Annotated in this window: 21 protein-coding genes; 17 read left to right on the top strand and 4 right to left on the bottom strand. The window is 72.9% G+C overall.

The genetic code is table 11. The features are described 5' to 3' along the window. Together ACF07S_RS19695 and ACF07S_RS19690 are read left to right on the top strand one after the other, a co-directional pair. On the top strand, nucleotides 1-1,068 hold a 1,068-nt coding region (locus ACF07S_RS19695), incomplete at its 5' end, for a hypothetical protein (protein WP_391974672.1). After that, entirely contained in the window at nucleotides 960-1,742 is a 783-nt protein-coding gene (locus tag ACF07S_RS19690) for a hypothetical protein (RefSeq protein ID WP_391974671.1), read from the top strand. The genes ACF07S_RS19695 and ACF07S_RS19690, both read left to right, overlap by 109 nt. An 81-nt stretch (nucleotides 1,743-1,823) precedes the next feature. Here ACF07S_RS19690 and ACF07S_RS19685 read toward each other — a convergent pair whose 3' ends face one another. Next, nucleotides 1,824-3,110, bottom strand: coding sequence for a DUF1015 family protein (locus tag ACF07S_RS19685; RefSeq protein ID WP_391974665.1), 1,287 nt, complete (start codon nucleotides 3,108-3,110; stop codon nucleotides 1,824-1,826). A 73-nt stretch (nucleotides 3,111-3,183) separates the two neighbouring features. Between ACF07S_RS19685 and ACF07S_RS19680 the strand changes: the two genes are divergently transcribed. The 4 genes from ACF07S_RS19680 to ACF07S_RS19665 all read left to right on the top strand — a co-directional run bounded on the left by ACF07S_RS19680 (nucleotide 3,184) and on the right by ACF07S_RS19665 (nucleotide 7,257). Next, a complete protein-coding gene (locus ACF07S_RS19680) occupies nucleotides 3,184-4,212 on the top strand; it encodes an HAD hydrolase-like protein (RefSeq protein WP_391964679.1) in 1,029 nt (342 codons plus the stop codon). Between the two features lie 77 nt (nucleotides 4,213-4,289). Then, a complete protein-coding gene (locus tag ACF07S_RS19675) occupies nucleotides 4,290-5,333 on the top strand; it encodes a FecCD family ABC transporter permease (protein WP_391974664.1) in 1,044 nt (347 codons plus the stop codon). Further along, nucleotides 5,330-6,367 (top strand): FecCD family ABC transporter permease, encoded by a 1,038-nt coding sequence (locus ACF07S_RS19670; protein WP_391964677.1) that lies wholly within the window; start codon nucleotides 5,330-5,332, stop codon nucleotides 6,365-6,367. The genes ACF07S_RS19675 and ACF07S_RS19670 overlap by 4 nt, the downstream gene beginning before the upstream one ends. Further along, entirely contained in the window at nucleotides 6,364-7,257 is an 894-nt protein-coding gene (locus tag ACF07S_RS19665) for an ABC transporter ATP-binding protein (RefSeq protein ID WP_391974663.1), read from the top strand. The genes ACF07S_RS19670 and ACF07S_RS19665 overlap by 4 nt, the downstream gene beginning before the upstream one ends. A gap of 24 nt (nucleotides 7,258-7,281) precedes the next feature. Here the strand turns inward: ACF07S_RS19665 and ACF07S_RS19660 are convergent, their stop codons facing one another. Then, the gene (locus ACF07S_RS19660) at nucleotides 7,282-7,629 is read right to left on the bottom strand and encodes a sterol-binding protein (RefSeq protein WP_391964675.1); all 348 of its coding nucleotides are present in this window, start codon (nucleotides 7,627-7,629) and stop codon (nucleotides 7,282-7,284) included. Between the two features lie 42 nt (nucleotides 7,630-7,671). On the opposite strand from ACF07S_RS19660, the gene ACF07S_RS19655 reads away from it, so the two are divergent. From ACF07S_RS19655 to ACF07S_RS19635, 5 genes are all read left to right on the top strand, one after another. Next, nucleotides 7,672-7,995: a hypothetical protein gene (locus ACF07S_RS19655; RefSeq protein WP_391974662.1), complete on the top strand. Its 324-nt coding sequence runs from the start codon at nucleotides 7,672-7,674 to the stop codon at nucleotides 7,993-7,995. A gap of 54 nt (nucleotides 7,996-8,049) precedes the next feature. After that, nucleotides 8,050-8,865 (top strand): TlyA family RNA methyltransferase, encoded by an 816-nt coding sequence (locus ACF07S_RS19650; protein WP_391964673.1) that lies wholly within the window; start codon nucleotides 8,050-8,052, stop codon nucleotides 8,863-8,865. Beyond that, nucleotides 8,862-9,767 (top strand): NAD kinase, encoded by a 906-nt coding sequence (locus ACF07S_RS19645; RefSeq protein WP_391964672.1) that lies wholly within the window; start codon nucleotides 8,862-8,864, stop codon nucleotides 9,765-9,767. Before ACF07S_RS19650 ends, ACF07S_RS19645 begins: the two co-directional genes overlap by 4 nt. A gap of 196 nt (nucleotides 9,768-9,963) precedes the next feature. Next, nucleotides 9,964-11,706, top strand: a complete 1,743-nt coding sequence (gene recN, locus ACF07S_RS19640) for a DNA repair protein RecN (RefSeq protein ID WP_391974661.1) — start codon at nucleotides 9,964-9,966, stop codon at nucleotides 11,704-11,706. Between the two features lie 247 nt (nucleotides 11,707-11,953). Beyond that, the gene (locus ACF07S_RS19635; protein WP_391974660.1) at nucleotides 11,954-13,105 is read left to right on the top strand and encodes a glycosyltransferase family 4 protein; all 1,152 of its coding nucleotides are present in this window, start codon (nucleotides 11,954-11,956) and stop codon (nucleotides 13,103-13,105) included. 15 nt (nucleotides 13,106-13,120) lie between these two features. Here ACF07S_RS19635 and ACF07S_RS19630 read toward each other — a convergent pair whose 3' ends face one another. Both ACF07S_RS19630 and ACF07S_RS19625 read right to left on the bottom strand, forming a co-directional pair. Continuing rightward, the gene (locus ACF07S_RS19630; RefSeq protein WP_391964669.1) at nucleotides 13,121-14,752 is read right to left on the bottom strand and encodes a PucR family transcriptional regulator; all 1,632 of its coding nucleotides are present in this window, start codon (nucleotides 14,750-14,752) and stop codon (nucleotides 13,121-13,123) included. A gap of 299 nt (nucleotides 14,753-15,051) precedes the next feature. Further along, the gene (locus tag ACF07S_RS19625) at nucleotides 15,052-16,854 is read right to left on the bottom strand and encodes a glycoside hydrolase family 15 protein (RefSeq protein WP_391964694.1); all 1,803 of its coding nucleotides are present in this window, start codon (nucleotides 16,852-16,854) and stop codon (nucleotides 15,052-15,054) included. A 464-nt stretch (nucleotides 16,855-17,318) separates the two neighbouring features. Here ACF07S_RS19625 and ACF07S_RS19620 point away from each other — a divergent pair, with 464 nt between their 5' ends. From ACF07S_RS19620 to ACF07S_RS19595, 6 genes are all read left to right on the top strand, one after another. Further along, nucleotides 17,319-18,986, top strand: a complete 1,668-nt coding sequence (locus ACF07S_RS19620; protein WP_391964693.1) for a CTP synthase — start codon at nucleotides 17,319-17,321, stop codon at nucleotides 18,984-18,986. 121 nt (nucleotides 18,987-19,107) lie between these two features. Next, entirely contained in the window at nucleotides 19,108-19,734 is a 627-nt protein-coding gene (locus ACF07S_RS19615) for an NUDIX domain-containing protein (RefSeq protein WP_391964668.1), read from the top strand. 175 nt (nucleotides 19,735-19,909) lie between these two features. Further along, complete coding sequence (locus tag ACF07S_RS19610; RefSeq protein ID WP_391974659.1) at nucleotides 19,910-21,973, top strand: tetratricopeptide repeat protein; 2,064 nt, start codon at nucleotides 19,910-19,912, stop codon at nucleotides 21,971-21,973. Nucleotides 21,974-22,108: 135 nt separating this feature from the next. Continuing rightward, nucleotides 22,109-23,233, top strand: coding sequence for an alanine dehydrogenase (gene ald / locus ACF07S_RS19605; RefSeq protein ID WP_391964666.1), 1,125 nt, complete (start codon nucleotides 22,109-22,111; stop codon nucleotides 23,231-23,233). Nucleotides 23,234-23,780: 547 nt separating this feature from the next. Continuing rightward, entirely contained in the window at nucleotides 23,781-24,782 is a 1,002-nt protein-coding gene (locus ACF07S_RS19600; RefSeq protein WP_391964665.1) for a ParA family protein, read from the top strand. Beyond that, nucleotides 24,767-25,336 (top strand): hypothetical protein, encoded by a 570-nt coding sequence (locus ACF07S_RS19595; protein WP_391964664.1) that lies wholly within the window; start codon nucleotides 24,767-24,769, stop codon nucleotides 25,334-25,336. Before ACF07S_RS19600 ends, ACF07S_RS19595 begins: the two co-directional genes overlap by 16 nt. Nucleotides 25,337-25,339: the final 3 nt, after the last annotated feature.

Raw genomic sequence — 25,339 nt, 5'->3', positions numbered from 1 at the left:
ATGACAGTCGCAGCGGTGACCGGGGTGGATACCGTCGAGACGACAGTCGTGGCGCCGAGCGTTCCGACAGCCGCGGTGAGCGTAGTGGTTTCCGGCGGGATGACTCCCGTGGTGGGGACCGTGGCGGTTTCCGTCGGGACGATAGTCGCAGCGGTGACCGGGGTGGATACCGTCGAGACGACAGTCGTGGCGCCGAGCGTTCCGACAGCCGCGGTGAGCGTAGTGGTTTCCGGCGCGAGGATTCTCGTGGTGGGGACCGTGGCGGTTTCCGTCGGGATGACAGTCGCAGCGGTGACCGGGGTGGATACCGTCGAGACGACAGTCGTGGCGCCGAGCGTTCCGACAGCCGCGGTGAGCGTAGTGGTTTCCGGCGTGAGGATTCTCGTGGTGGGGACCGTGGTGGTTTCCGGCGGGATGACTCCCGTGGTGGGGACCGTGGTGGTTTCCGTCGGGACGACAGTCGTGGGGACCGTGGCGGCTTCCGTCGCGAGGACAGTCGTGGTGGGGACCGCGGCGGATTCCGTCGGGATGACTCCCGTGATGGGGAGCGGGGTGGTTTCCGTCGGGACGACAGTCGTGGCGCCGAGCGTTCCGACAGCCGCGGTGAGCGTGGTGGTTTCCGGCGTGAGGATTCTCGTGGTGGGGACCGTGGTGGTTTCCGGCGGGATGACTCCCGTGGTGGGGACCGTGGTGGTTTCCGGCGTGAGGATTCTCGTGGTGGGGAGCGGGGTGGTTTCCGTCGGGACGACAGTCGTGGGGACCGTGGTGGTTTCCGGCGTGAGGACTCCCGTGGCGATGACCGCGGCGGATTCCGTGGGCGTGACGACCGTGGGCACGGGCCTCGCCGGGATGACCGGGGCGGGCGTCCCGGCGAGTTCCGTGGGCGGGACGACCGGCACGGCGGCGGGCGGTTCCGTGAGGACCGGGAGCGGGACCGCGACCGCGAGCCGATCAAGCGGCTGCCGATCCCCGAGGACGTCACGGGCGACGAGATCGACAAGGACGTACGGCAGGAGCTGCAGAGCCTGCCGAAGACGCTCGCGGAGGATGTCGCCAAGAACCTCGTGATGGTCGCCCGGCTGATCGACGAGGAACCCGAGAGGGCGTACGGCTACTCCAAGGTGGCCCTGCGACTGGCGTCGCGCGTCGCCGCCGTACGGGAAGCCGCGGGATTCGCCGCGTACGCCAACCAGAAGTACGCCGAGGCGCTCGCCGAGTTCCGGGCCGCGCGGCGGATGACCGGGAGCGTGGAGCTGTGGCCCCTCATGGCCGACTGCGAGCGTGGGCTCGGGCGGCCGGAGAAGGCGCTGGACATGGCCGGCGCGCCCGAGGTGCAGAAGCTCGACAAGGCCGGACAGGTCGAGATGCGGCTCGTCGCCGCCGGCGCCCGGCGTGACATGGAGCAGCTGGACGCGGCGATCGTGACGCTGCAGAGCTCCGAGCTGGCGTCCAGCTCCGTACAGCCGTGGACCGCGCGGCTGCGTTACGCCTACGCCGACGCGCTGCTCGCGGCCGGCCGGAGCGGCGAGGCACGGGAGTGGTTCGCCAAGGCCGTCGAGGCCGACCGGGACGGCGGCACGGACGCCTCCGACCGGCTCGCGGAGATGGACGGCGTCGAGTTCGTGGACGCCCTCGGCGAGGGCGACGACGTACGCGCGAACGAGGACGCCGAGGGCGACAGGGACGCCGAGGGCGACAGGGACGCCGAGGGCGACCAGGACGTCGAGGACGACAAGGACTGATGTCCGCGGCGGGGAGCGGGTCACCCCGGCGGTGTGAAGCGGCGTGAAGGGGCGGGTCTCATCATGAGGCCCGCCCCTTCGTCACAGGTCGAGTGCGCGCAGGACCAGACCCGAGGCCGGCTTCGGGCCGAACGACGTCGACTTGCGCGGCATCGCGACACCCTGGCGCGCGAGATCGCGGACGACGTCCTCGTGCACCGGATGCATCAGGACGGCCGTTCCGCCGTCGCGTTCCGCCTTCTCGACCGTGGCGGCCGCGTCGTGGATGTACGCGATGTGGGCGGGGGAGTCGGGGACGCGCCAGACGTGGTCGAGGAGCGTGGCGTGCAGCACCGTGGCGTCCAGGGTGCGCCAGGCCACCGGCCGGTCGACCGGAACCGTGCGGGCCTGCAGATCCGGGTCCGGGCGGTCGATGAGATGGAAGGCGCCGTCTCCGGCGAGGAGGAAGGCGTTGCCGCCGGAAGCCGCCTCGGCGAGGGCGTTCATCGCCTCGGCGAGCGGAACGTCGAGGCGGCGGACGCGGAACAGGCCGTCGAGCGCGGCCACGGCGTCCACGACCGGCAGATTGTGCAGCAGGCGGTGGATGGCGCGGACGCGCAGGGGATAGCGGGCCGTGTCGACGAGGAGCACCAGACCGTGGTCCCAGGGGCCGGGGGAGGGGTGCTCCGCGCGCAGGCGGCGGTAGGTCGCCCAGCGGTGATGGCCGTCGGCGATGAGAGCCTGGTGATCGGCGAGTTCCCGCTGCACCGCGGCCAGTTCGGCGGAGTCGGTGACGGACCACAGCCGGTGGTGGAAACCGTCCTCCGTGGTCGTCGCGAGCAAGGGCGGCTGCCCGGCCGTGCGCTCGATCAAGTCGGCCGTGGCGGTCGCCGAGGCGTCGCCGCGGTAGGTGAGCAGCAGCGGGTCGAGATTGGCCGAGGTGGCCCGCATGAGGTCCGCGCGGTCGGCGACGACGTGCGGCATGACGTCCTCGTGCGGCAGGACCAGCCGCTCGTCGGGATCGGAGACGCGCAGGGCGCCGATGACGCCGCGCTGCAGCATGCCGTCGCCGTCGCGCTGCTCGTAGACGTACAGGCCGGGTTCGGGGTCCGCGGTCAGGACACCCTCGGAGCGCCAGCGGCGCAGCGTGTCGGCGGCCTGGGCGTTGCGGGCCTCGGGGGTGTCCGCCTGGGGCAGGATCAGCCGGACGATGTTGTACGGGTCGGCGGACTGGAGGTGGAGCAGGCCGTCCGGCCGGACGACGACGTCGTACGGCGGGGATGTCACGGCGGCCAGGCTGCCGACCCGGTCGGGGTCGTAACGAAGGCCTCGGAACGGGGTGAGTTCCAGGCCTCGGGGTGCTTTCGCTTCCGAGTGGCCGGTGTTCATCCCGGCATCGTACGGGTGCCGGGTGACATGGGGGATGATCGGAGGAAAGCAGTCGACCGAGGAGCGATGCGGAATGAGCCGGAGCGTCAGGACGAGGCCCGCCGGCAGTGGGCGGGCCCTGAGCGAGGCGTACGACACGGCGCTGCTCGACCTCGACGGCGTCGTGTACGCGGGAGGGAACGCGATCGCCCACGCGGTCGAGTCGCTCGCGACGGCCCGCGAGGGCGGTATGCGCCTGGCCTATGTGACGAACAACGCCCTGCGCACTCCTGACGTCGTGGCCGGGCATCTGACCGAGCTGGGCATACCGGCGGAGGCCGACGACATCATCACCTCCGCGCAGGCGGTCGCGCGACTGATCAGCGAACAGGTGCCGCAGGGCTCCCGGGTGCTGGTGATCGGTGGCGAGGGGCTGCGGGTGGCGCTGCGTGAACGCGGGCTCGTGCCGGTGGAGTCGGCGGACGACGACCCGGTGGCCGTCGTGCAGGGCTACGGCGGACCCGAGCTGCCGTGGGGCCGGTTCGCGGAGGCCGGCTACGCCATCGCCCGCGGAGTGCCGTGGTTCGCGTCCAACACCGATCTGACGATTCCCAGCGGGCGGGGCATCGCCCCGGGCAACGGCGCGGCGGTGGAGGTCGTACGGATCGCCACGGGCGCCGAACCGCAGGTCGCGGGCAAGCCGCTGCCGCCGATGCACCGGGAGACGATCCTGCGCACGGGCGCCGAGCGGCCCCTGGTGGTGGGGGACCGGCTGGACACGGACATCGAGGGCGCGTTCAACGGCGAGGTGGACTCGCTCCTCGTGCTGACCGGGGTGACGGACGGGGTGCGGTTGCTCGCCGCGCCGCCGCAGCACCGGCCGACGTACGTCGACGCCGATCTGCGCGGGATGCTCACCGGTCAGCCGGAGGTCACCGCGGCGGGCGACGGGTTCCGGTGCGGCGGCTGGACGGCGACGGCCGGTGACGGACGGCTGGAACTGGACGGGGACGGTGCCGCGCCGGACGGGCTGCGCGCGCTGTGCGCGGCGGCGTGGACGGCAGCCGGGGACGGTGTGTGCGACCTGGACGGCGGGAAGGCCCTGGCACGACTGGGGTTGTGAGGCCGCCTCCGGCCCGCGCCGCCCGGGGCGCGGGCCGGGGATCGTGATCGGTTGGCAGGGTAGGCTAACCTAACTGCGTGTTGGTCGAGAGTCCCCCTGAACAGCGCGCGGAGATTGCCCCCGCGCCCCCGAACCGCCGGGCGATACGTCTCCTCGGGCTGCTCGTCTCCGTCGTGATCCTGGTGCTCGTCGCAGTGGCGAGCATCGTGGTCGGCGCGAAGGAGCTGTCCCTGGAACAGGTCTGGCACGGCCTGTTCGAGGAATCGGGCACCTACGGCGACGTCGTCGTGGCGGACAGGCTGTCACGAACCGTCCTGGGCCTGCTCGTCGGCGCCGCGCTCGGCCTGGCGGGAGCCGTGCTCCAGGCGCTCACCCGCAACCCGCTGGCCGATCCCGGACTGCTCGGCATCAACGCGGGCGCCTCCGCGGCCGTGGTCAGCGCCATCACCTTCCTCGGCGTCACCTCGCTGTCCGGATACGTGTGGTTCGCGTTCTGCGGCGCCGCGGCCGTGGGCGCGCTGGTGTGGTTCCTGGGCGGCAGCCGGGGCGCGACGCCGGTGCGGCTCGCCCTCGCCGGCACGGCCATCAGCGCGGCCCTGTACGGCTACCTCCAGGCCATCATGATCCTGGACGACGCCGCGCTCGGCAGGATGCGTTTCTGGACGGTCGGTTCGCTGGCCACGGGAACCGACTCGACCATCACTCAGGTACTGCCGTTCCTGCTCGTCGGCTTCGTGCTGGCGCTCGCGCTCGCCCGGCCGCTCAACGCCATGGCCATGGGCGACGACACCGCCAAGGCGCTCGGCGCCGACCTCAACCGCACCCGGGCGCTGTCCATGCTCGCCGCGACCGTGCTGTGCGGGGCGGCGACCGCCGCCTGCGGCCCGATCATGTTCGTCGGCCTGATGGTGCCGCACGCCGTGCGTTCCTTCACCGGACCCGACCTGCGCTGGATCCTGCCGTACGCGGTGGTCCTGTCGCCCGTGCTGCTGCTCGGCGCCGATGTGCTCGGCCGGATGGTGGCCCGGCCCGCCGAGCTCCAGGTCGGCATCGTCACCGCGATCCTCGGCGGCCCGGTCTTCATCTATCTCGTACGACGGCGGAGGACGGCCCAGCTGTGAAGAGCAACCGCGCGGTGCGCACTCCCGCCGGCCTCTCGGTCCGGCTGGACGTGCGCGCCCTCACCGTCGTCGTCCTGCTGCTGCTCGCGGCGCTCACCGCGAGCGTGGTGCTCATCGGGACCGGCGACTTCCCGATCCCCGCCGCCGACGTGCTCACGACCCTCCTCGGCGAGGGCAACGCCGGCCAGGAGTTCATCGTCACCGAACTGCGGCTGCCCCGGGTCCTGGTCGGACTGCTGGTCGGCGCCTCGCTCGGACTGGGCGGCGCGCTGTTCCAGTCCGTCTCCCGCAACCCGCTGGGCAGCCCCGACGTCCTCGGCCTGGGACAGGGGGCGACGGCCGGCGCGCTCACGATGATCGTGCTGTTCTCCGGCACCGCCGGCCAGGTCACCCTCGGCGCGCTCGTCGGCGGGCTGGTGACCGGGTTCGCCATCTACGTGCTCGCCTGGAAGCGGGGCGTGCACGGATACCGTCTGGTCCTGGTCGGTATCGGTGTGTCCGCGATCGTCACGGCGGTCAACGGCTATCTGCTCACCAAGTCCGACATCGTCGACGCGGCCCGCGCGGTGGTGTGGATGACCGGTTCGCTCGACGGCCGCGACTGGGACCAGGTCTGGCCGCTGCTCGCCCTGTGCGCCGTCCTCGTACCGCTGGTGCTCGCCAACTCCCGGGGGCTGCGGATGATGGAGATGGGCGACGACGTCTCCAACGCCCTCGGCGTGCGGGTGGAGCGCGTACGGCTGCTGCTGATGCTGTCGGCCGTGCTGCTCACCGCGTCCGCGACCGCCGCCGCCGGACCCGTCGGCTTCGTCGCGCTCACCGCCCCGCAGCTCGCCCGGAGGCTGACCCGCTCGCCCGGCCCCAACCTGGTGCCGGCCATGGTCATGGGCGCGGCCCTGCTGGTCACCGCCGACTGGGTGTCGCAGTGGGTGTTCGGCGCCGGCCAGCTGCCGGTGGGCGTGGTCACCGGTGTGCTCGGCGGCGTCTATCTGCTGTGGCTGCTGGTCACCGAACGCAGGGCGGGCCGTATATGAGCACCGACAGCACCACCAGCAGCGGGCCGAACCACCGAAGGAGCACCGTGAACCGACTGTCCGCCCAGAACGTCACCCTGGCCTACGACCAGCGGGTCATCGCCGAACAGCTGTCGGTGGAGATACCGGACAACTCCTTCACCGTGATCGTCGGGCCCAACGCGTGCGGCAAGTCCACCCTGCTGCGGGCCCTGTCGCGGATGCTCAAGCCGAGCGAGGGACGGGTCCTGCTGGACGGGCAGGTCATCCAGTCGATGCCCGCCAAGAAGGTCGCCCGGACCCTCGGACTCCTGCCCCAGTCGTCGATCGCGCCCGACGGCATCACGGTCGGTGATCTGGTGGCCCGGGGCCGTTACCCGCACCAGGGCCTGCTGCGTCAGTGGTCGGCCGAGGACGAGCGGGTCGTCCAGGAGTCGATGGCCAGGACGGGCGTCGCCGAGCTGGCGGAGCGTTACGTCGACGAGCTCTCCGGCGGTCAGCGGCAGCGCGTGTGGATCGCGATGGCGCTGGCCCAGCAGACCCCGCTGCTGCTGCTCGACGAGCCGACGACCTACCTGGACATCCAGCACCAGATCGACGTCCTGGACCTGTGCGCGGACCTGCACGAGGAGCAGGGGCGCACCCTCGTCGCCGTACTGCACGACCTCAACCACGCCGCCCGCTACGCCACCCACCTCATCGCCCTGCGCGGCGGCGAGGTCATCGCCCAGGGATCCCCGAAGGACATCGTCACCGCCGGCCTGGTGGAGGAGGTCTTCGGGCTGCGCTGCCAGGTCATCGACGACCCTGAGACGGGCACCCCGCTGATCGTGCCGGCGGCGCGCAGGGCACGGGCGGCCGCCGGGGACCGGGGCGCGGCGCGGAAGGTGGGCGCCGCGAAGGTCTCCTGAGCGCCGCAGAGGCCTCGTGGAGCCTTACAGGAGCTTCCTGAGGCGGAACAGGTCGCGCAGCCCCGCCTCCAGCCGCACCCGGCCCGACCCCCAGGCCCTGGCGAAGTGCAGTTCGCCGTCGACCAGGGCCACCAGGTCGTCGCCCGTCATCGCGAGCCTCATCTGCGCCCTCTCGCGCGGCGGACCGGGAAACGTGTCGCGCACCTCGATCCGGCCGCCGGTGAGCCGGCCCGCGAAGGTCACGTCCAGGTCGGTGATGTGACAGCTGACCGAGCGGTCCATCGCCGCGGCCGAACGGGCGTCCCCCTCGGCGTGCTGCATGCTGTCCGAAAACTTGTCGAGTGCGGCACGGCACTCCTCGATCGTGGCCATCACGGACGACGGTACCGCAGCCGTTCGCGGTAGCGTCGGGGCATGAACGACGCAGCGCCGCGGGCCGAGGACGCGCAGCCGGACATCGTGGCGGCGGGCAGCGCGGAACCGGAGCACGCCGGGCCGCAGCCGCCGCCCGGGGACGGACCCGCCGCCCCCGCTCCCCTGAACGTGCCGCGCACTCCCACCGGCCACCCCCAGGTGGACGGCCTCGTGGAGCGGCTGGCCGACGCCGACCACCTCACCACGGACGGCCATGCCGAGGTGTACGAGGATGTGCACCGGGGGCTGCGCGACGCGCTCACCGCGCTCGACGCCCGCCCGGGACCTCCGGGTCCCGGCCGTCACCCGACCACCCCCCGATGAGGCCTTCGGGCCACCGATCCCATGTGGCACACGGACACAGGAGCTGAACCGAACGTGGCAGGAGTCGCACGCCGCCGTCTCGACGCGGAGCTGGTCCGCCGTAGGCTGGCGCGCTCGCGTGAGCACGCCAGCCAGCTGATCGCCGCCGGGCGGGTCAGCGTCGGCAAGACGGTCGCGACCAAGCCCGCCACGCAGGTGGAGACCGCCGCCGCGATCGTCGTCGCCGACGACGCGGGCGACCCGGACTACGTCTCGCGCGGGGGCCACAAGCTGGCCGGCGCGCTCGCCGCCTTCGTGCCGCGGGGGCTGGTCGTCGAGGGCCGGCGGGCGCTCGACGCCGGCGCCTCCACCGGCGGCTTCACCGACGTCCTGCTGCGGACCGGCGCCGCGCACGTGGTCGCCGTGGACGTCGGATACGGACAACTCGCCTGGTCCCTCCGCAACGATGAACGCGTCACCGTCAAGGACCGTACGAACGTACGCGAGTTGACGCTCGAGGTGATCGACGGGGAGCCTGTGGATCTTGTCGTGGGGGATCTGTCCTTCATCCCGCTCGGGCTGGTGCTGCCCGCCCTGAAGCGGTGCGTGAAGCCGGACGCCGACCTGGTGATGATGGTCAAACCGCAGTTCGAGGTGGGTAAGGAGCGGCTGGGCAGCGGCGGAGTCGTCCGCAGTCCCCAGCTGCGTGCCGAGGCCGTGCGGGGCGTGGCGGCCAAGGCCTGGGAACTGGGGCTCGGGACGATGGGCGTGACGGCGAGTCCGCTGCCCGGACCCTCGGGCAATGTCGAATACTTCCTGTGGCTGCGGACCGGTGCTCCGGAACCGGACCCGGCCGACGTCGACCGTGCAGTGGCGGAGGGGCCGCGTTGACCGAGAACCGAGCTCGTACTGTTTTCCTGCTCGCCCACACGGGGCGGCCCGCGGCCATCCGCAGCGCCGAACTCGTGGTCAAGGGGCTGCTGCGCGCCGGACTCGGGGTCCGGGTGCTCGAGGACGAGGCGCGCGACCTGCCGCTGCCGGACGACGTGCAGACCGCCAAGGAGGCCACCCCGCAGTGCCTGGACGGCTGCGAGCTGCTGATCGTGCTGGGCGGTGACGGCACGCTGCTGCGCGGTGCCGAGTTCGCCCGTGCCTCCGGTGTGCCGATGCTCGGTGTCAACCTCGGGCGGGTCGGTTTCCTCGCCGAGGCCGAGCGGGACGACCTGGACAAAGTGGTGGACCGGGTGGTGAACAAGGCGTACGAGGTCGAGGAGCGCATGACCGTCGACGTCGTCGTCCACCGCAACGGCGACATCGTGCACACCGACTGGGCGCTGAACGAGGCGGCCGTGCAGAAGGTGTCCGCCGAGCGGATGCTGGAGGTCGTCCTGGAGATCGACGGGCGGCCGGTCACCGGGTTCGGCTGCGACGGGATCGTGTGCGCCACGCCGACCGGTTCGACCGCCTACGCGTTCTCCGCGGGCGGGCCCGTGGTGTGGCCCGAGGTCGAGGCGCTGCTGATGGTGCCGATCTCGGCACACGCGCTGTTCGCCAAGCCCCTGGTGACCTCGCCGGACTCGGTGCTGGCGGTGGAGGTGCTGCCGCACATTCCGCCGGGCGTGCTGTGGTGCGACGGGCGGCGCACCGTGGAGCTGCCGGCCGGGGCACGGGTCGAGGTGCGGCGCGGGGCCGTGCCGGTAAGGCTGGCCCGGTTGCACCACGCCTCCTTCACCGACCGGCTGGTCGCGAAGTTCGCGTTGCCCGTGTCCGGGTGGCGGGGGGCCCCGCACTAGGCACGGCCCCGCGCGGCGCGCCGCTCCCCGGGCCGGCGGGGAGCGGCGCCCCCGGAACCCGCCCGGCGACGGACCCGACCGGATCCCCCGCCGATGCGGGAACACCCGTTCGGCGGGTGACCGGCCGGCAGGTCACGACCGTGCGGCAACCTTTGATCGGGTGGGGTCGCGTCGCACGGCAAGCACGAAACCTCGTATGGTCGGGTGCGTGCTTGAGGAGATGCGGATACGGTCACTCGGAGTCATCGACGACGCCGTTGTCGAGCTGTCGCCCGGGTTCACCGCCGTCACCGGTGAGACGGGCGCGGGCAAGACCATGGTGGTCACCAGCCTGGGCCTGCTGCTGGGCGGACGGGCGGATGCGGCCCTGGTGCGGATCGGCGCGCGCAACGCGGTCGTCGAGGGACGGATCGCCGTGCCCGAGGGCGCCGCGGCCGTCGTACGGGCCGAGGAGGCCGGGGCCGAGCTCGACGACGGGACGCTGCTGGTCAGCCGCACCGTCTCCGCCGAGGGGCGTTCGCGGGCGCACCTGGGCGGGCGGAGCGTGCCGGTGGGGCTGCTCGCCGAGCTCGCCGACGATCTCGTGGCCGTGCACGGGCAGACCGACCAGCAGGGGCTGCTGAAGCTGTCCCGGCAGCGGGCGGCGCTCGACCGGTACGCCGGGCACGCGGTCGCCGGGCCGCTCGGCAGGTACGCCGAGTCGTACAAGCGGCTGCGGGCCGTCTCCGCCGAGCTGGAACAGATCACCACGCGTGCGCGGGAACGGGCCCAGGAGGCCGACCTGCTGCGCTTCGGGCTCGAGGAGATCGCCGCCGTCGAGCCCCGCGCGGGCGAGGACGCGGAACTGGCGGAGGAGGCCCAGCGGCTCGGTCACGCCGAGGCGCTGGCGTCCGCCGCGGCCGTCGCGCACGCCGCGCTCGCGGGCAACCCGGAGGACCCCGAGGGCGTGGACGCCGGGACGCTCGTCGCGGGCGCCCAGCGGGCCCTGGAGGCCGTACGGGCGCACGATCCGGCGCTGGCCGCGCTCACCGACCGGATCGGGGAGGTCGGCATCCTGCTGCGCGACGTCGCCGGGGAGTTGGCGGGCTACGCCGACGACCTGGAGGCCGATCCGCTGCGGCTGGCGGCGGTCGAGGAGCGGCGGGCCGCGCTCACCGGGCTGACCCGGAAGTACGGCGAGGACGCCGCCGCCGTACTGGCCTGGGCCGAGCGGAGCGCCGCGCGGCTGACCGAACTGGACGGCGACGACGAGCGCACCGGGGAACTCACCGCCGAACGCGACGCGCTCCGCGCCGAGCTGGGCGTCCTGGCCCAGGAGCTGACCGACGCGCGCACGGAGGCGGCGGGGCGGTTCGCGGCGGCCGTGACCGCCGAGCTGGCCTCGCTCGCCATGCCGCACGCGCGGGTGTCCTTCGACATCCGGCAGACCGAGGACCCGGAGGGCGTCGAGGTCGGCGGGCGCACGGTCGCCTACGGGCCGTCGGGCGTGGACGAGGTGGAGCTGCTGCTGGCCCCGCACCCGGGGGCGCCGCCCCGGCCGATCGCCAAGGGCGCGTCCGGCGGTGAGCTGTCGCGCGTGATGCTGGCCGTGGAGGTCGTGTTCGCGGGTACGGACCCCGTGCCGACGTACCTCTTCGACGAGGTCGACGCCGGCGTCGGCGGCAAGGCGGCGGTGGAGATCGGGCGGCGGCTCGCGCGGCTGGCGAAGACGGCGCAGGTCGTGGTCGTCACGCATCTGCCGCAGGTGGCCGCGTTCGCCGACCGCCAGCTCCTGGTGGAGAAGACCGACGACGGGTCGGTCACCCGGTCCGGGGTGAAGGTGCTCGAAGGGGAGGACCGCATCCGCGAGTTGTCCCGGATGCTCGCCGGCCAGGAGGACTCCGAGACGGCCCGCGCCCACGCGGAGGAGCTGCTGGCGACCGCGCGGGCGGACGCGTAGCGGCAGCCTCCGCGCCCCCGCCCGGCCGCCACGTGCGGCGGCCGGAACGGAACCAAGGGTTCCTCACTCGTACGGGTGATTGGGTGGGCGGGAGGCCGCCGTACGGAGGGCTTCGGCGGCGCCGGGACCGGCGTGCGGGCTGGCATGCTTGACGGAGGACGCGGAGGAACCGCGCGGTACACCCTCTCCGCGCGAACCTTCTGTACGTTCTTCGTGACCGTCCGACCCGAACCAGGAGCCCGGCCACGTGACCCCCGTGAGCAGCCACTCACCGCACGGCCACTCACCGCACGGCCAGTCGCCGCTGCGCACCGTGCAGGTGCTGGGCGGTGGCAACGACGCCGGCAGCGCCCATGTGCGCTCGCTGACCGCGGGGCTCGTCGCCCGGGGTGTGCGGGTCACGGTGTGCGCCCCCGTCGAGGCGGACGAGGCCCACGACTTCACCGGCGTGGGTGCCGGGCACGTGCACGTGCCGCGCAGCAGCGACCCCGGATCGGTGGCCGCGCTGCGGGCCGCCTGCACCGGCGCCGACCTGGTGCACGCCCATGGGCTGCACGCCTCCTTCCGCACCGCGCTCGCGCTCAGCGGACGGCGCACCCCGCTCGTCGTGACCTGGCACGACCGGGTCCACGCCGACGGCCCGCGCGCCCACTTCCTGCGCCTGCTGGAGCGACGGGTCGTCAGGGCGGCCACCGTGGTGCTCGGGACGACCTCCGCCCTCGTCGACCGGGCCCGCCGCACGGGAGCACGGGACGCGCGGCTGGCCGCGGTCTCCCTCCCCGGGCCCCGCACCTCTCCCGCTCGGGACGACCCCGACCGGCTGCGGCCCAAGGTCCGGGCCGAACTGGGCGCCATCGGCCGCCCGTTGCTCGTCGCCGTCGGCTCCCTCGAACGGCACCGGGGCCACGACGTCCTGCTGGACGCCGCGCACGCGTGGCAGCGACTCGACCCCGTGCCGCTGATGGTGCTCGCGGGAGAGGGGCCGCTGCGCGGCGAACTCCAGCGCAGGATCGAGGGGGAGGAACTGGCGGTCCGGCTCCTCGGCCGGCGCGACGACGTCACCGATCTGCTCGCCGCCGCCGACATCGCGCTGCTGCCCGGCCGGTGGGAGGCGTGTTCCCCGTTCGCCCAGGAGGCCCTGCGGGCGCGCGTACCGCTCGTCGCGACCGACGTGGGCGGCGTCCCCGAACTCGTCGGCGACGCCGCCGAACTCGTCCCGTACGGCAACGCGCGAGCGCTCGCCGACGCCGTCGTACGGCTGCTGGCCGACCCCGGACGGCGGGAACTGCTCAGGGAGCGGGGCGCGCGGCAGGCGGCCGGCTGGCCGACCGAGGACGAGACGGTCGCCCAAGTGCTGAGCATCTACGACGAGTTGACGCAGCCCCGGCCGCTGGTCTGACACCGGTCGCCGGGGTCACGGCACGTGCCGCCGGGCCCGCAGGGCCAGGCTCAACGCCAGGACCGTCTCGGGGTCGTCCAGGTCGGCGCCCAGCAACTCGCCGATGCGGGCGAGCCGGTTGTAGAGCGTCTGCCGGTTCAGGTGCAGTCCGCGGGCCGTCTCCGCCTTGCGGCCGGCGTGGGCCAGATACGTCTCCAGGGTGGGCAGCAGCGGCGGCCTGGAGCGGTCGTCGTGGTCCAGGACCGGACCGATCGCGCGGTCCACGAACGCCGCGAGGTCCGGGTGGTCGCGCAGCCGCCACAGCAGCAGGTCGATGTCCAGGCGCCGGGCGTCGTACCAGGGACGGTCGGGCAGCCCCTGGGCCGCGGCCGCCGTCTCCGCCGCGTGCCGCAGACCCGCCGAAGCCGCCGCCCAGCCACCCGCGGGCCCGACCACCACGACGGGCGGGCGGCCCCCCGGACGCAGCATCCCCGCGCGCTCCACCCCCGCCCGCAGCGCCGTCGCCACCCGGTCCGCGACCGCCGGCCGCTCCGCCTCCGCGCGCAGCCCGAGCAGCAGCGGCACCCGCCCCTCGACCGGCCGCACGCCCAGCAGGACGGGCACGCCGAGCGCGGCGAGTTCCCCGCCCACCGCGCGGGCCAGCACCGCCCAGCTCCCGCCCTGCGGGGACAGCAGGTCGCCGAGGCGCATCACCACCGGCAGCAGCGGCCCCGCGCCCGGCTTGAAGCCCAGCACGCGGGCCTGCGCGGGCGCGTCCCCGGCGGTGACACGGCCCTCGGCGAGGTCGGTGAGGAAGTCCCCGCGGCCCCGCGCCGCCAGCTCCTCCTCCTGACGGGCCTGCATCAGCACCACGGCGAGGATGCCCGCCGCCCGCTCGGCCGCCATGCGGTGCACCGGCTCCGGCGTGCTGCGGACCGGCAGCAGGACCAGACGCGCCCGTACGCCGCCGCTGCCGGGGCCGCCGCCGGGCACGTCCACCAGGGCCGAACCGGCCGGCGGATCGTCCTGCTGCCGGTCCCGCAGCCCCTCCCACACCTGGAGGGGGTCCGCGCCCTCGGGGCCCTCCCCGGCGGCGTACAGCAGCTGTCCGCCGGTCGTCTCCAGGAAGACCGGGTTGCCGGTGAAACCGGCGAGGATCTCCAGGACCTGGGGGACCCCGCCGCCGCGCAGCAGCGCCTCGGTGCACCGGCGGTGCACCTCCTCCGCCCGCTGCAGCAGCGCGTAGTGCCCGTTGACGATCTCGGTGTGGATCTCCTCGGTGACCGTCACGAACGGCACCTCGCGGTGCAGCTGCACCAGCGGCAGCCCCGCCGCGCGGGCGGAGTCGACCAGAGCGGCGGGCAGCCGGGCGAAGCGCGGGCCCAGCTCCACCACGAGCGCCGCGATGCCCCGCTCGGCCAGCGTGCGCACGAACGCCCGCTGGTCGGCCGGCCGGGTGCCGAGCCCGTACCCGGTGGTCAGCAGCAGCTCGCCGCCCTTGAGCAGCGAGGCGATGTTGGGCACCTCGCCCGCGTGCACCCAGCGCACCGTGCGTCCCGTCCGGTCGGCTCCCGCCACGATCTCCGGCAGCCCACTGCGCAGGCCGGGCAGCTCCAGCGCCCGCCGCACGGTGATCCCGGCGCCCCGGGTGTCGTATCCGCTGTCCATGACCCGGACGCTACCTGCGGGGATGTCCCCGGTACATCCGTGGCCGGGGCGGGTGCCGCGGAGGACGGGCGGGGCGGCCGCGGACAGCACCGTGGCCGCCGCGGCGCGGGAGGCCGGCAGCCCCGTCGACCAGCCGCCGCGCCCCGCGGCGGCTGGTCGACCGGCCCGGACACCGCGCGGTACGGCTCGGAGGGAGGACTGCGCGGCGGCCGGACCGGCGGGATCGCTCCGGTCCGGCCACGGCCGGCCCCCCTGGCGGGGCACGGAGTCCGGCGGCGCCCGCGCCGCGCCGGCGGGCCTCAGCCCCCGTACGCCCCGGAGGCCGTCAGGCGCAGGGCCGTGTCGATGAGCGGCACGTGGCTGAACGCCTGCGGGAAGTTGCCCACCTGGCGCTTCAGGCGCGGGTCCCACTCCTCCGCCAGCAGCCCGAGGTCGTTGCGCAGCGCCAGCAGCTTCTCGAACAGCTTGCGGGCCTCGTCCACGCGGCCGATCATCGCCAGGTCGTCGGCCATCCAGAACGAGCAGGCCAGGAACGCGCCCTCGTCGCCCGGCAGGCCGTCGACCCCCTCGTGCTTCCCCTCCGTCGGGTAGCGCAGGATGAAGCCGTCGGAGGTGGACAGCTCGCGCTGGATCGCCTCGATGGTGCCGATCACCCGCTTGTCGTCCGGCGGCAGGAATCCCACCTGCGGGATCAGCAGCAGGGAGGCGTCCAGCTCCCGGGAGCCGTACGACTGGGTGAAGGTGTTGCGTTCCCTGTCGTAGCCCTTCTCGCACACGTCCCGGTGGATGTCGTCGCGCAGCCGCTTCCACTCCTCCAGCGGGCCGTCGGCGTCGCCGGACTCGATGAGTTTGATGGTGCGGTCGACGGCGACCCAGGCCATCACCTTGGAGTGCACGAAGTGACGGCGCGGGCCGCGCACCTCCCAGATGCCCTCGTCCGGCTCCTGCCAGTGCTTCTCCAGGTAGCGGATCAGCTTCAGCTGGAGCAGCGAGGCGTAGTCGTTGCGGGCGAGGCCGGTCATGTGCGCCAGGTGCAGCGCCTCGGTGACCTCGCCGTACACGTCCAGCTGGAGCTGGTGGGCGGCGCCGTTGCCGACCCGGACCGGGGCGGAGTTCTCGTATCCGGGCAGCCAGTCCAGCTCCGCCTCGCCGAGCTCGCGCTCACCGGCGATGCCGTACATGATCTGCAGGTTCTCCGGGTCGCCGGCGACCGCGCGCAGCAGCCACTCGCGCCAGGCGCGGGCCTCCTCGCGGTAGCCGGTGCGCAGCAGCGAGGACAGGGTGATCGCAGCGTCCCGCAGCCAGGTGTAGCGGTAGTCCCAGTTGCGGACGCCGCCGATGTCCTCCGGCAGGGAGGTGGTGGGCGCGGCGACGATGCCGCCGGTCGGGGCGTACGTCAGGGCCTTCAGCGTGATCAGGGAGCGGATCACGGCCTCACGGTAGGGGCCGTGGTACGTACAGTGCTCCACCCAGTCCCGCCAGAAGTCCTCCGTCGCCTCCAGCGACTGCTCCGGCTCCGGCAGCGGCGGCGGCTGCTTGTGCGAGGGCTCCCAGGAGAGGGTGAACGCGATCCGTTCCCCCGGCGCGACGGTGAAGTCCGAGTACGTGGTCAGCGACTTGCCGTAGGTCTCGACCGGTGTGTCGAACCACACGGAGTCCGGGCCCGCGACGGCGACCGTGCGCCCCTCGTGCTTGTGCACCCAGGGGACCACCCGGCCGTAGGCGAAACGCATCCGCAGCGCCGAGCGCATGGGCACCCGGCCCGAGACGCCCTCCACGATGCGGATCAGCTGGGGGGCGCCGTCGCGCGGGGGCATGAAGTCCGTCACCCGGACCGTGCCGCGCGGGGTGTCCCACTCGGACTCCAGGACCAGTGAGTCGCCCCGGTAGCCGCGCCGGGTCGCCCGGGGCGGCTCGGCCTCGGCGGCGTGCGCGGGGCCCAGCCGCCAGAAGCCGTGCTCCTCGGTGCCCAACAGGCCGGCGAAGATGGCGTGCGAGTCGAAGCGGGGCAGGCACAGCCAGTCGACTGTGCCGTCCCGGCAGACCAGGGCAGCGGTCTGCATGTCTCCGATGAGTGCGTAATCTTCGATGCGCCCGGCCACGTGCAACTCCAGTCGAACGGCCACGTCACCCCATAAGGGGGCTGTCGCTAGTGCGGTCAAGGGATGTATGGAATGCGTCGTTGAGCTGTGAAGCAGAGCAGTCGCCCAGCACGTGAATGCGAAAGCGCCAATCTCTGCTCAACGAACTGACGAGCTCACGTTGTTCCGGATCTGACGGACGGGGGTGGTGCCGTTCGGCCGGCCGGGCTCGGCAGCGAGTGTCCGAGCAGGATACGACGCATGTAGATGATCTGTGTGCCGCTCCGGACAACGCGACGCCGCTGAACGAGTGAGCAAGGGGTGAGGGTCCGGTGTGCGGGGCCTCGGGAGTGTCCGCGCGTGCGCGGAGCGTGGCCGGGAGCCATCCCCGTCCGGCGCTGATACGCTGGTAGCCCGTGGACCGGTGGGCGAGAAACCCCGGAACCGCACCCACAGACCGCGACCACGGGAGCCCCCTCTTGGCCATGCCGCCCGCTGCTTTTCGAAACAGCACCGCTTCGACGACCAAGCACATCTTCGTCACCGGGGGTGTCGCCTCCTCGCTCGGCAAGGGGCTGACCGCCTCCAGCCTCGGCATGCTGCTGAAGGCCCGGGGGCTGCGCGTGGTCATGCAGAAGCTGGACCCGTATCTCAACGTCGACCCGGGCACGATGAACCCCTTCCAGCACGGTGAGGTGTTCGTCACCAACGACGGCGCCGAGACCGACCTGGACATCGGCCACTACGAACGCTTCCTCGACCGCGACCTGGACGGTTCCGCCAACGTCACCACGGGCCAGGTCTACTCCACGGTGATCGCCAAGGAGCGGCGCGGCGAGTACCTGGGCGACACCGTGCAGGTCATTCCGCACATCACCAACGAGATCAAGCACCGCATCCGCCGCATGGCGACGGACGAGGTCGACGTGGTGATCACCGAGGTCGGCGGCACGGTCGGCGACATCGAGTCGCTGCCGTTCCTGGAGACCGTCCGCCAGGTGCGGCACGAGGTCGGCCGCGACAACGTGTTTGTGGTGCACATCTCGCTCCTGCCCTACATCGGCCCCTCGGGTGAGCTGAAGACCAAGCCGACCCAGCACTCGGTCGCGGCGCTGCGCAACATCGGTATCCAGCCGGACGCGATCGTGCTGCGCTGCGACCGGGAGGTGCCGACCGCGATCAAGCGGAAGATCTCGCTGATGTGCGACGTCGACGAGGCCGCCGTGGTCGCCTGCCCCGACGCCCGCTCGATCTACGACATCCCGAAGACGGTGCACGGCGAGGGCCTGGACGCCTATGTCGTCCGCAAGCTGGACCTGCCGTTCCGGGACGTGGACTGGACGACCTGGGACGACCTGCTCGACCGCGTCCACAACCCCGACCACGAGATCACCCTCGCCCTGGTCGGCAAGTACATCGACCTGCCCGACGCCTACCTCTCGGTCACCGAGGCGCTGCGCGCGGGCGGCTTCGCCAACCGGGCCCGCGTCAAGATCAAGTGGGTCACCTCCGACGACTGCAAGACCCCGGCGGACGCCCGGGCGCAGCTCGGTGACGTCGACGCCATCTGCATCCCGGGCGGCTTCGGCGACCGCGGGGTGCTCGGCAAGGTCGGCGCGATCCGCTACGCCCGCGAGAACCGGATCCCGCTGCTGGGCCTGTGCCTGGGCCTGCAGTGCATCGTGATCGAGGCGGCGCGCAGCCTCGCGGACATCTCCGACGCCAACTCCACCGAGTTCGACCCGGCCACCTCCCACCCGGTCATCTCCACCATGGCCGAGCAGCTGGACATCGTCGCCGGTGAGGGCGACATGGGCGGCACCATGCGGCTCGGCATGTACCCGGCGAAGCTGGCCGAGGGCTCGATCGTGCGCGAGGTGTACGACGGCAAGGAGTACGTCGAGGAGCGCCACCGCCACCGCTACGAGGTGAACAACGCCTACCGCGCGGAGCTGGAGAAGAAGGCGGGCATCGTCTTCTCCGGGACCTCCCCGGACGGCAAGCTCGTGGAGTACGTCGAGTACCCGCGCGAGGTCCACCCGTACCTGGTCGCGACCCAGGCGCACCCGGAGCTGCGCTCGCGTCCGACCCGCCCGCACCCGCTCTTCGCGGGTCTGGTGAAGGCCGCGGTCGAGCGGAAGATCTCGCAGTAACACACCCGGTTGTACCGTTGCCGGGGTGCACACCCTCGAAGGGTGCGCACCCCGGCCATTTTTGTACGCAGATGTCCGCACAGGGCGCTCGCACGACCGCTGTACGTGGGGAAGGACAGGCATGACGATCAAGGACATCCCGGAGGAGTGGGAGATCCGGGGGACCGAGACCCCGTTCGTGGGCAACAAGACCTCCGTCCGCACCGATGACGTGGTCATGCCCGGCGGAACCGTGGTCCGCCGCGATTACCAGGTCCACCCCGGATCGGTCGCCGTCCTCGCCCTCGACGACGCCGACCGGGTCCTGGTGCTGCGCCAGTACCGCCACCCCGTGCGCCACAAGCTGTGGGAGATCCCGGCCGGCCTGCTGGACGTCCCCGGGGAGAACCCGCTGCACGCAGCCCAGCGCGAGCTGTACGAGGAGGCGCACGTCAAGGCGGAGGACTGGCGGGTGCTGACCGACGTGTACACCACCGCCGGCGGCTGCGACGAAGCCGTGCGGATCTTCCTCGCGCGCGGGCTGTCCGAGGCCGAGGGCGACCGCTTCGCCGTCGAGGACGAGGAGGCCGACATGGAGCTGGCCCGCGTCCCGGTCCCCGAGCTGGTCCGCGGGGTGCTCGGCGGTGACCTGCACAACAACTGCCTCGTGGTGGGTGTCCTCTCGCTCGTCGCCGCGCGGGACGGCGACGGCCTGGAAGCGCTGCGTCCGGCTCAGGCGCCGTGGCCGGCGCGCCCGTTCCAGGCCTGAATCCCGCCCCGGTCCGCCCCGGTGCCCGCAGTGGTGTGACGATCGGTTGATCTGTTTGGGGGATGTGCCCGCCGCGCTCCGCACGGAACGTCGCAGAGCGTGAACTAGGCTCTGGAAAACGCCCGATCCGGAGCTCCGGCGGGCTTGCGCGTGCGGTGGGACGGGAGTGTGGCCCGTGACGGATCAGGCGGTGGGCCCAGCCGGTGTGCGGCTTGCTCAGGACGCCGCAGCCGAGGGTCGATTCCTGGGCCGCACAAGGGAGTTGAAGGAACTGCGGGCCGACATCGAGCGCGCGGGACTGGACACCCTCTCCGGCCGCAAGGCGCCCCGCGCGCGCGTGCTGCTCATCGCGGGCCGGCCCGGCTCCGGCCGGAGCGCGCTGGCCGGGGAACTCGTCCGCCAGGTCGCCCACCGTTACCCCGACGGGGTGCTGCGCGCCCGCCTGAGCGAACCCGACGGCACGCCCGTACCCGTCGAGCGCGCCGCGCGTGAGCTCCTCGGCACGCTGGAGGAGCCCGCACCGGCCGGCGCCCCCGAGGGCGATCTCACCGAGGCGCTGCGCACCGCCCTGGCCGACCGCCGGGCGGTGCTCCTGCTGGACGACGCGGCCGACGCGGAACAGGTCGACGCGCTGTTGCCGGACAACCCGGACTGCCTGGCCGTCGCCGTCTCCTCCGGGCCGCTGACCGGCATCGCCGACGTCCGCCCCTGCACCCTCGGCGGCCTCGACACCAAGTCCGCGGTGGAGCTGCTGTCCCGGTTCACCGGGTCGGTCCGCATCACGGTCGACCCCCGGGCCGCCGAGCGGCTCGCCGAGCAGTGCCAGGGCCAGCCGGCCGCCCTGGTCCTGGCCGGCGGCTGGCTCGCCGCCCGGCCCCAATCCGCCGTCGCCGACCTCGCCAAGCAGCTGCAGACGGACCCCGTCCAGGGCACCGTCGTCAGCCACGTGCTCCGGCTCGTGCACGCCTCGCTGCCCGCCTCCGCCGCCCGGATGCTGCGTCTGCTCAGCCTCGCCCCGGCCGGCCTGGTCGACCCGCACACCGCCGCCGCCCTCGCCGGCTGCTCGGTGGAGGCCGCCCGCGCCACCCTGGACGACTTCGTCGCCCACGGACTGCTGCACACGGTGAGCTCCCCGCAGCCGCAGCCGCAGTACGCGGTGCCCTGCTGCCTGCACCCCCTGCTGGCCGACCTCGCGAGGGCCCAGGAGCGGCCCGCCGAGCTCCAGCTGGCCCGCGCCCGCATGCTGGAGCGGACCGTACGGCTGCTCCAGTCGTGCAGGGCGATCACCGAGACCGACAGCCCCCAGGCACGCGAGAAGCTCCTCGGCACGCCGCGCGCCCTGCGCTTCACCGGCCCCCGGGCGGCCGCCGACTGGCTGCGCCTGCGCCGGCCCGCGCTGCTGGCCGCCGCCCGGCTCGCGGTCGCCGACGGGGAGCTGGACACCCTGGCCCGGCGCCTGATGTCCCAGCTGGTGCGGGCCATGGTCGCCCACTTCGGCACCCAGGCCGCCGCGAGCGACCTCTACGACCTGCACGGCCTGGTCCTCGACGTCGCCGAGCGCCGCCGACTGCCGCGCGAGCGGGCGGCGGCCCTGCTGAACCTCGGCGACCTCGACGCCCGCACCGGCCGCACCGCCGGGGCCCTGCTGCGCTACCGGGCCGCGCTGGACGCCGGACGCGAGGCGAACGACCCGTACGCGACCGGCCGCGCGATGGAATCCGTCGGCGGTGCCCATCTCGAGCTCGGCGACTACGACCGGGCCGCCGACTGGTTCGGCCGGGCCCTGGCCGAGCGGCTCGCCCGGGGCGACCGCGCGGACGCCGCCCGGCTCTACGGCCGGATCGGCGCCGCCCACACCTACGCGGGCCGCTACGGCCAGGCGCTGCGCAACTGGCGCGCGGCCGTCGCCGGGCACCGCAAGAACGGGGACGTGGCCGCACAGGCGCGGGCGCTGAGCGAACTGGCCCGGGTGCAGGAGTACGCGGGCCGGCTCGAGGAGTCGCTGCGCACCTGCAGGGAGGCCGTGGAGTGGGCGCGCCGGGCCGAGGACACCCGGCTGGAGGCGGCGCTGCACCTGCGGCTCGCGGACTCCTTCGAGCACTTCGGCGACCCCGCGTCGGCCGCGCTGCACCGGGGCGTGGCGGAGCGGATGCTGGCCGAGGAGGCCCCGGAGGACGACTCCGAACCGGAACAAGCCGATAACGCCTGCGAAATCCGCAGCACACCTGCTGAAGATTGATGCAATGAAAGGCTAGACAGCGGGAACACCTTCATTAGACTGGCTCTGCCGCACCTTCTCCTGCGGTCTCCCCCGGTGTGCGCGTGTGTGCCCGGGTATGTGTAGTGATATCCCCTGCCCCCTGAGCCAAGGACCGTGATCGACGTGAAGGTCGGCATCCCCCGCGAGGTCAAGAACAACGAGTTCCGGGTGGCCATCACCCCCGCCGGCGTGCACGAGCTGGTGCGCCACGGCCACCAGGTCGTCATCGAGCGCGGCGCCGGCGTCGGCTCCTCGATCCCGGACGGCGAGTACATCGCCGCGGGCGGGCAGGTCCTGGACACCGCCGACGAGGTGTGGGCCGCCGCCGACCTGCTGCTGAAGGTCAAGGAGCCCATCGCGGAGGAGTACCACCGGCTGCGCAAGGACCAGACCCTCTTCACCTACCTGCACCTGGCCGCATCCAGGGAGTGCACGGACGCCCTCCTGGAGTCCGGCACCACCGCCATCGCCTACGAGACGGTCGAGCTGCCCGGCCGCGCCCTGCCGCTGCTCGCGCCGATGTCCGAGGTCGCGGGCCGGCTGGCCCCGCAGGTCGGCGCCTACCACCTGATGCGCGCCAACGGCGGCCGCGGCGTGCTGCCCGGCGGGGTCCCCGGTGTGCCGGCCGGCCGGGCCGTCGTCATCGGCGGCGGCGTCTCCGGCTGGAACGCCGCGCAGATCGCCATCGGCATGGGCTTCCACGTGACCCTGCTCGACAAGGACATCAACAAGCTCCGCGAGGCGGACAAGATCTTCGGTACGAAGATCCAGACCGTCGTCTCCAACGCCTTCGAGCTGGAGAAGGCCTGCCTGGAGGCCGACCTGGTGATCGGCGCGGTGCTGATCCCCGGCGCCAAGGCCCCGAAGCTGGTCACCAACGAGCTGGTCTCGCGCATGAAGCCCGGAAGTGTCCTTGTCGACATCGCGATCGACCAGGGCGGCTGCTTCGAGGACTCCCGCCCGACCACGCACGCCGAGCCGGCCTTCAGGGTGCACGAGTCGGTCTTCTACTGCGTCGCCAACATGCCCGGCGCGGTGCCCAACACCTCCACCTACGCGCTGACCAACGCCACGCTGCCGTACATCGTCGAGCTCGCCGACCGCGGCTGGGCGGACGCGCTGCGCCGTGACCCCGCGCTCGCCAAGGGCCTCAACACGCATGACGGCAAGGTCGTCTACCGGGAGGTCGCCGAGGCCCACGGCCTGGAGCACGTGGAGCTCGCCTCCCTGCTCGGCTGAGCCGCCCGGGACGGTAAGTCGACCAAGTCACCGTTCGGCGAAGGTGATACGTCAACATCCCGCGTCAACGCGGCACACCCGGCCGGACCTTGTCGACAAGGTCCGGCCGGGTGTGTGTATGGTCACTTCCTGATTCCGGGGCAACTTGCCTCGAACGTAACCCTTCTACCGATTCGCACACCCGTGAAACCTGCCGTGCGACGGCCGTACGCCCTTGACAGAGGGATGTTTCATTGCCGACACATCGGGTCGGGTCCGGCGGATTGTGTTGCTGCGGACGGCCGACACGCCATAGAGTCGCCAATCGTCGGCATGGTGCCACGCTGACCTGTCTAGAAATTTCCTGGTCACCAAGGAGGTAAGACGACTTGTGAATGAGTCGACATTTACTCCCGGGGGTGGTCAACCAGGAATGCCTGCACCGGGCCAGGGGTCCGAGGGATTCGCTGCTGTCGGCTCCGTCGCGGTGCGCACCTTCGCAGCCCATCAGGGTCACCAGAGTCCAGGGGTGACTCACCCAGCACACCGAAGCATGGATGGCCATCACGTGAACGCCATGGCCGGCGACGGAAGTGGCGCGCCCCACAACCATCTCGCCGACTACGACGAACTGCCCGAGGGGCACTTCTACGACCCCGACGCCGAGTACGAGCCCGATCCCGAGTACGCGGCCACGCTCGCGCCCGACGCGGCGCGCCAGCGCCGTGAGCGCGTCGGTCCCACCGGGCGCCCGCTGCCGTACTTCCCGATCCCGGGCCCGCTGACCGACCACGGCCCCGCGAAGATCATCGCGATGTGCAACCAGAAGGGCGGCGTCGGCAAGACCACGTCGACCATCAACCTGGGTGCCGCGCTGGCCGAGTACGGCCGCCGGGTGCTGCTCGTCGACTTCGACCCGCAGGGCGCGCTGTCGGTCGGACTCGGCGTCAACCCGATGGAACTCGACCTCACCGTCTACAACCTGCTCATGGAGCGGGGCATGGCGGCCGACGAGGTGCTGCTGAAGACCGCGGTCCCCAACATGGACCTGCTGCCCAGCAACATCGACCTGTCGGCGGCCGAGGTCCAGCTGGTGAGCGAGGTCGCGCGCGAGTCGACGCTGCAGCGGGCGCTGAAGCCGCTGCTGGACGACTACGACTACATCGTGATCGACTGCCAGCCCTCGCTCGGCCTGCTCACGGTCAACGCACTGACCGCCGCGCACAAGGTGATCGTGCCGCTGGAGTGCGAGTTCTTCGCGCTGCGCGGTGTGGCGCTGCTGACCGAGACCATCGAGAAGGTCCAGGAGCGGCTCAACCCCGACCTGGAGCTCGACGGGATCCTCGCCACGATGTACGACTCGCGCACGGTGCACAGCCGCGAGGTGCTCGCGCGCGTGGTCGAGGCGTTCGACGACCACGTGTACCACACGGTCATCGGGCGTACCGTCCGCTTCCCGGAGACCACGGTCGCCGGTGAGCCGATCACCACCTACGCCTCCAACTCCGTCGGGGCCGCCGCCTACCGCCAGCTCGCCAGGGAGGTGCTCGCCCGGTGTCACGCCGAGTGAGTCTGCCCGGGGCCGACGAACTCTTCCGTACGACAGGGGGGATGGCGCTCCAGGCGTCCACGCCCAGACGCGCCGGCGGCGACGCCCGCGTTCCCGCTCCCGCGGGGGAGGCCGACGCGGTGGCGGCCCAGGAGGACGCGCCGCAGTCGGTGCCCGCGCAGGGCGGCGACGGCGAGGGCGCGGAGCATGTCGCGACGGACGCGGGGCCGGCCGAGGCCGGGGAGTCCCGCAGCCGCGGCGCGGCGGGCCCCGGGCGGCGCCAGACGGCACAGGAAGGTGCGGCCTCGGCCGCGGCGGCCGCCGACTCCCGCAAGCGGGGGCGGGCGGCGGCGCGGCGGCCCAGCGGCCGTGAACGGCACGACGAGAAGATCACCGTGTACGTGTCCGCCGAGGAACTGATGGACCTCGAGCACGCGCGTCTGGTCCTGCGCGGCGAGCACGGCCTCGCCGTCGACCGCGGCCGGATCGTCCGTGAGGCGGTCGCGGTGGTCCTCGCCGACCTGGAGAGCCGCGGGGACGCCAGCATCCTCGTACGACGTCTCCGGGGACGCTAGCGG

Source organism: Streptomyces sp. NPDC016640 (assembly GCF_043076215.1).
GTDB lineage: Bacteria > Actinomycetota > Actinomycetes > Streptomycetales > Streptomycetaceae > Streptomyces.
The sequence above is the reverse complement of the archived record's forward strand: the minus strand, read 5'-3'. Positions and strand labels throughout refer to the sequence as shown.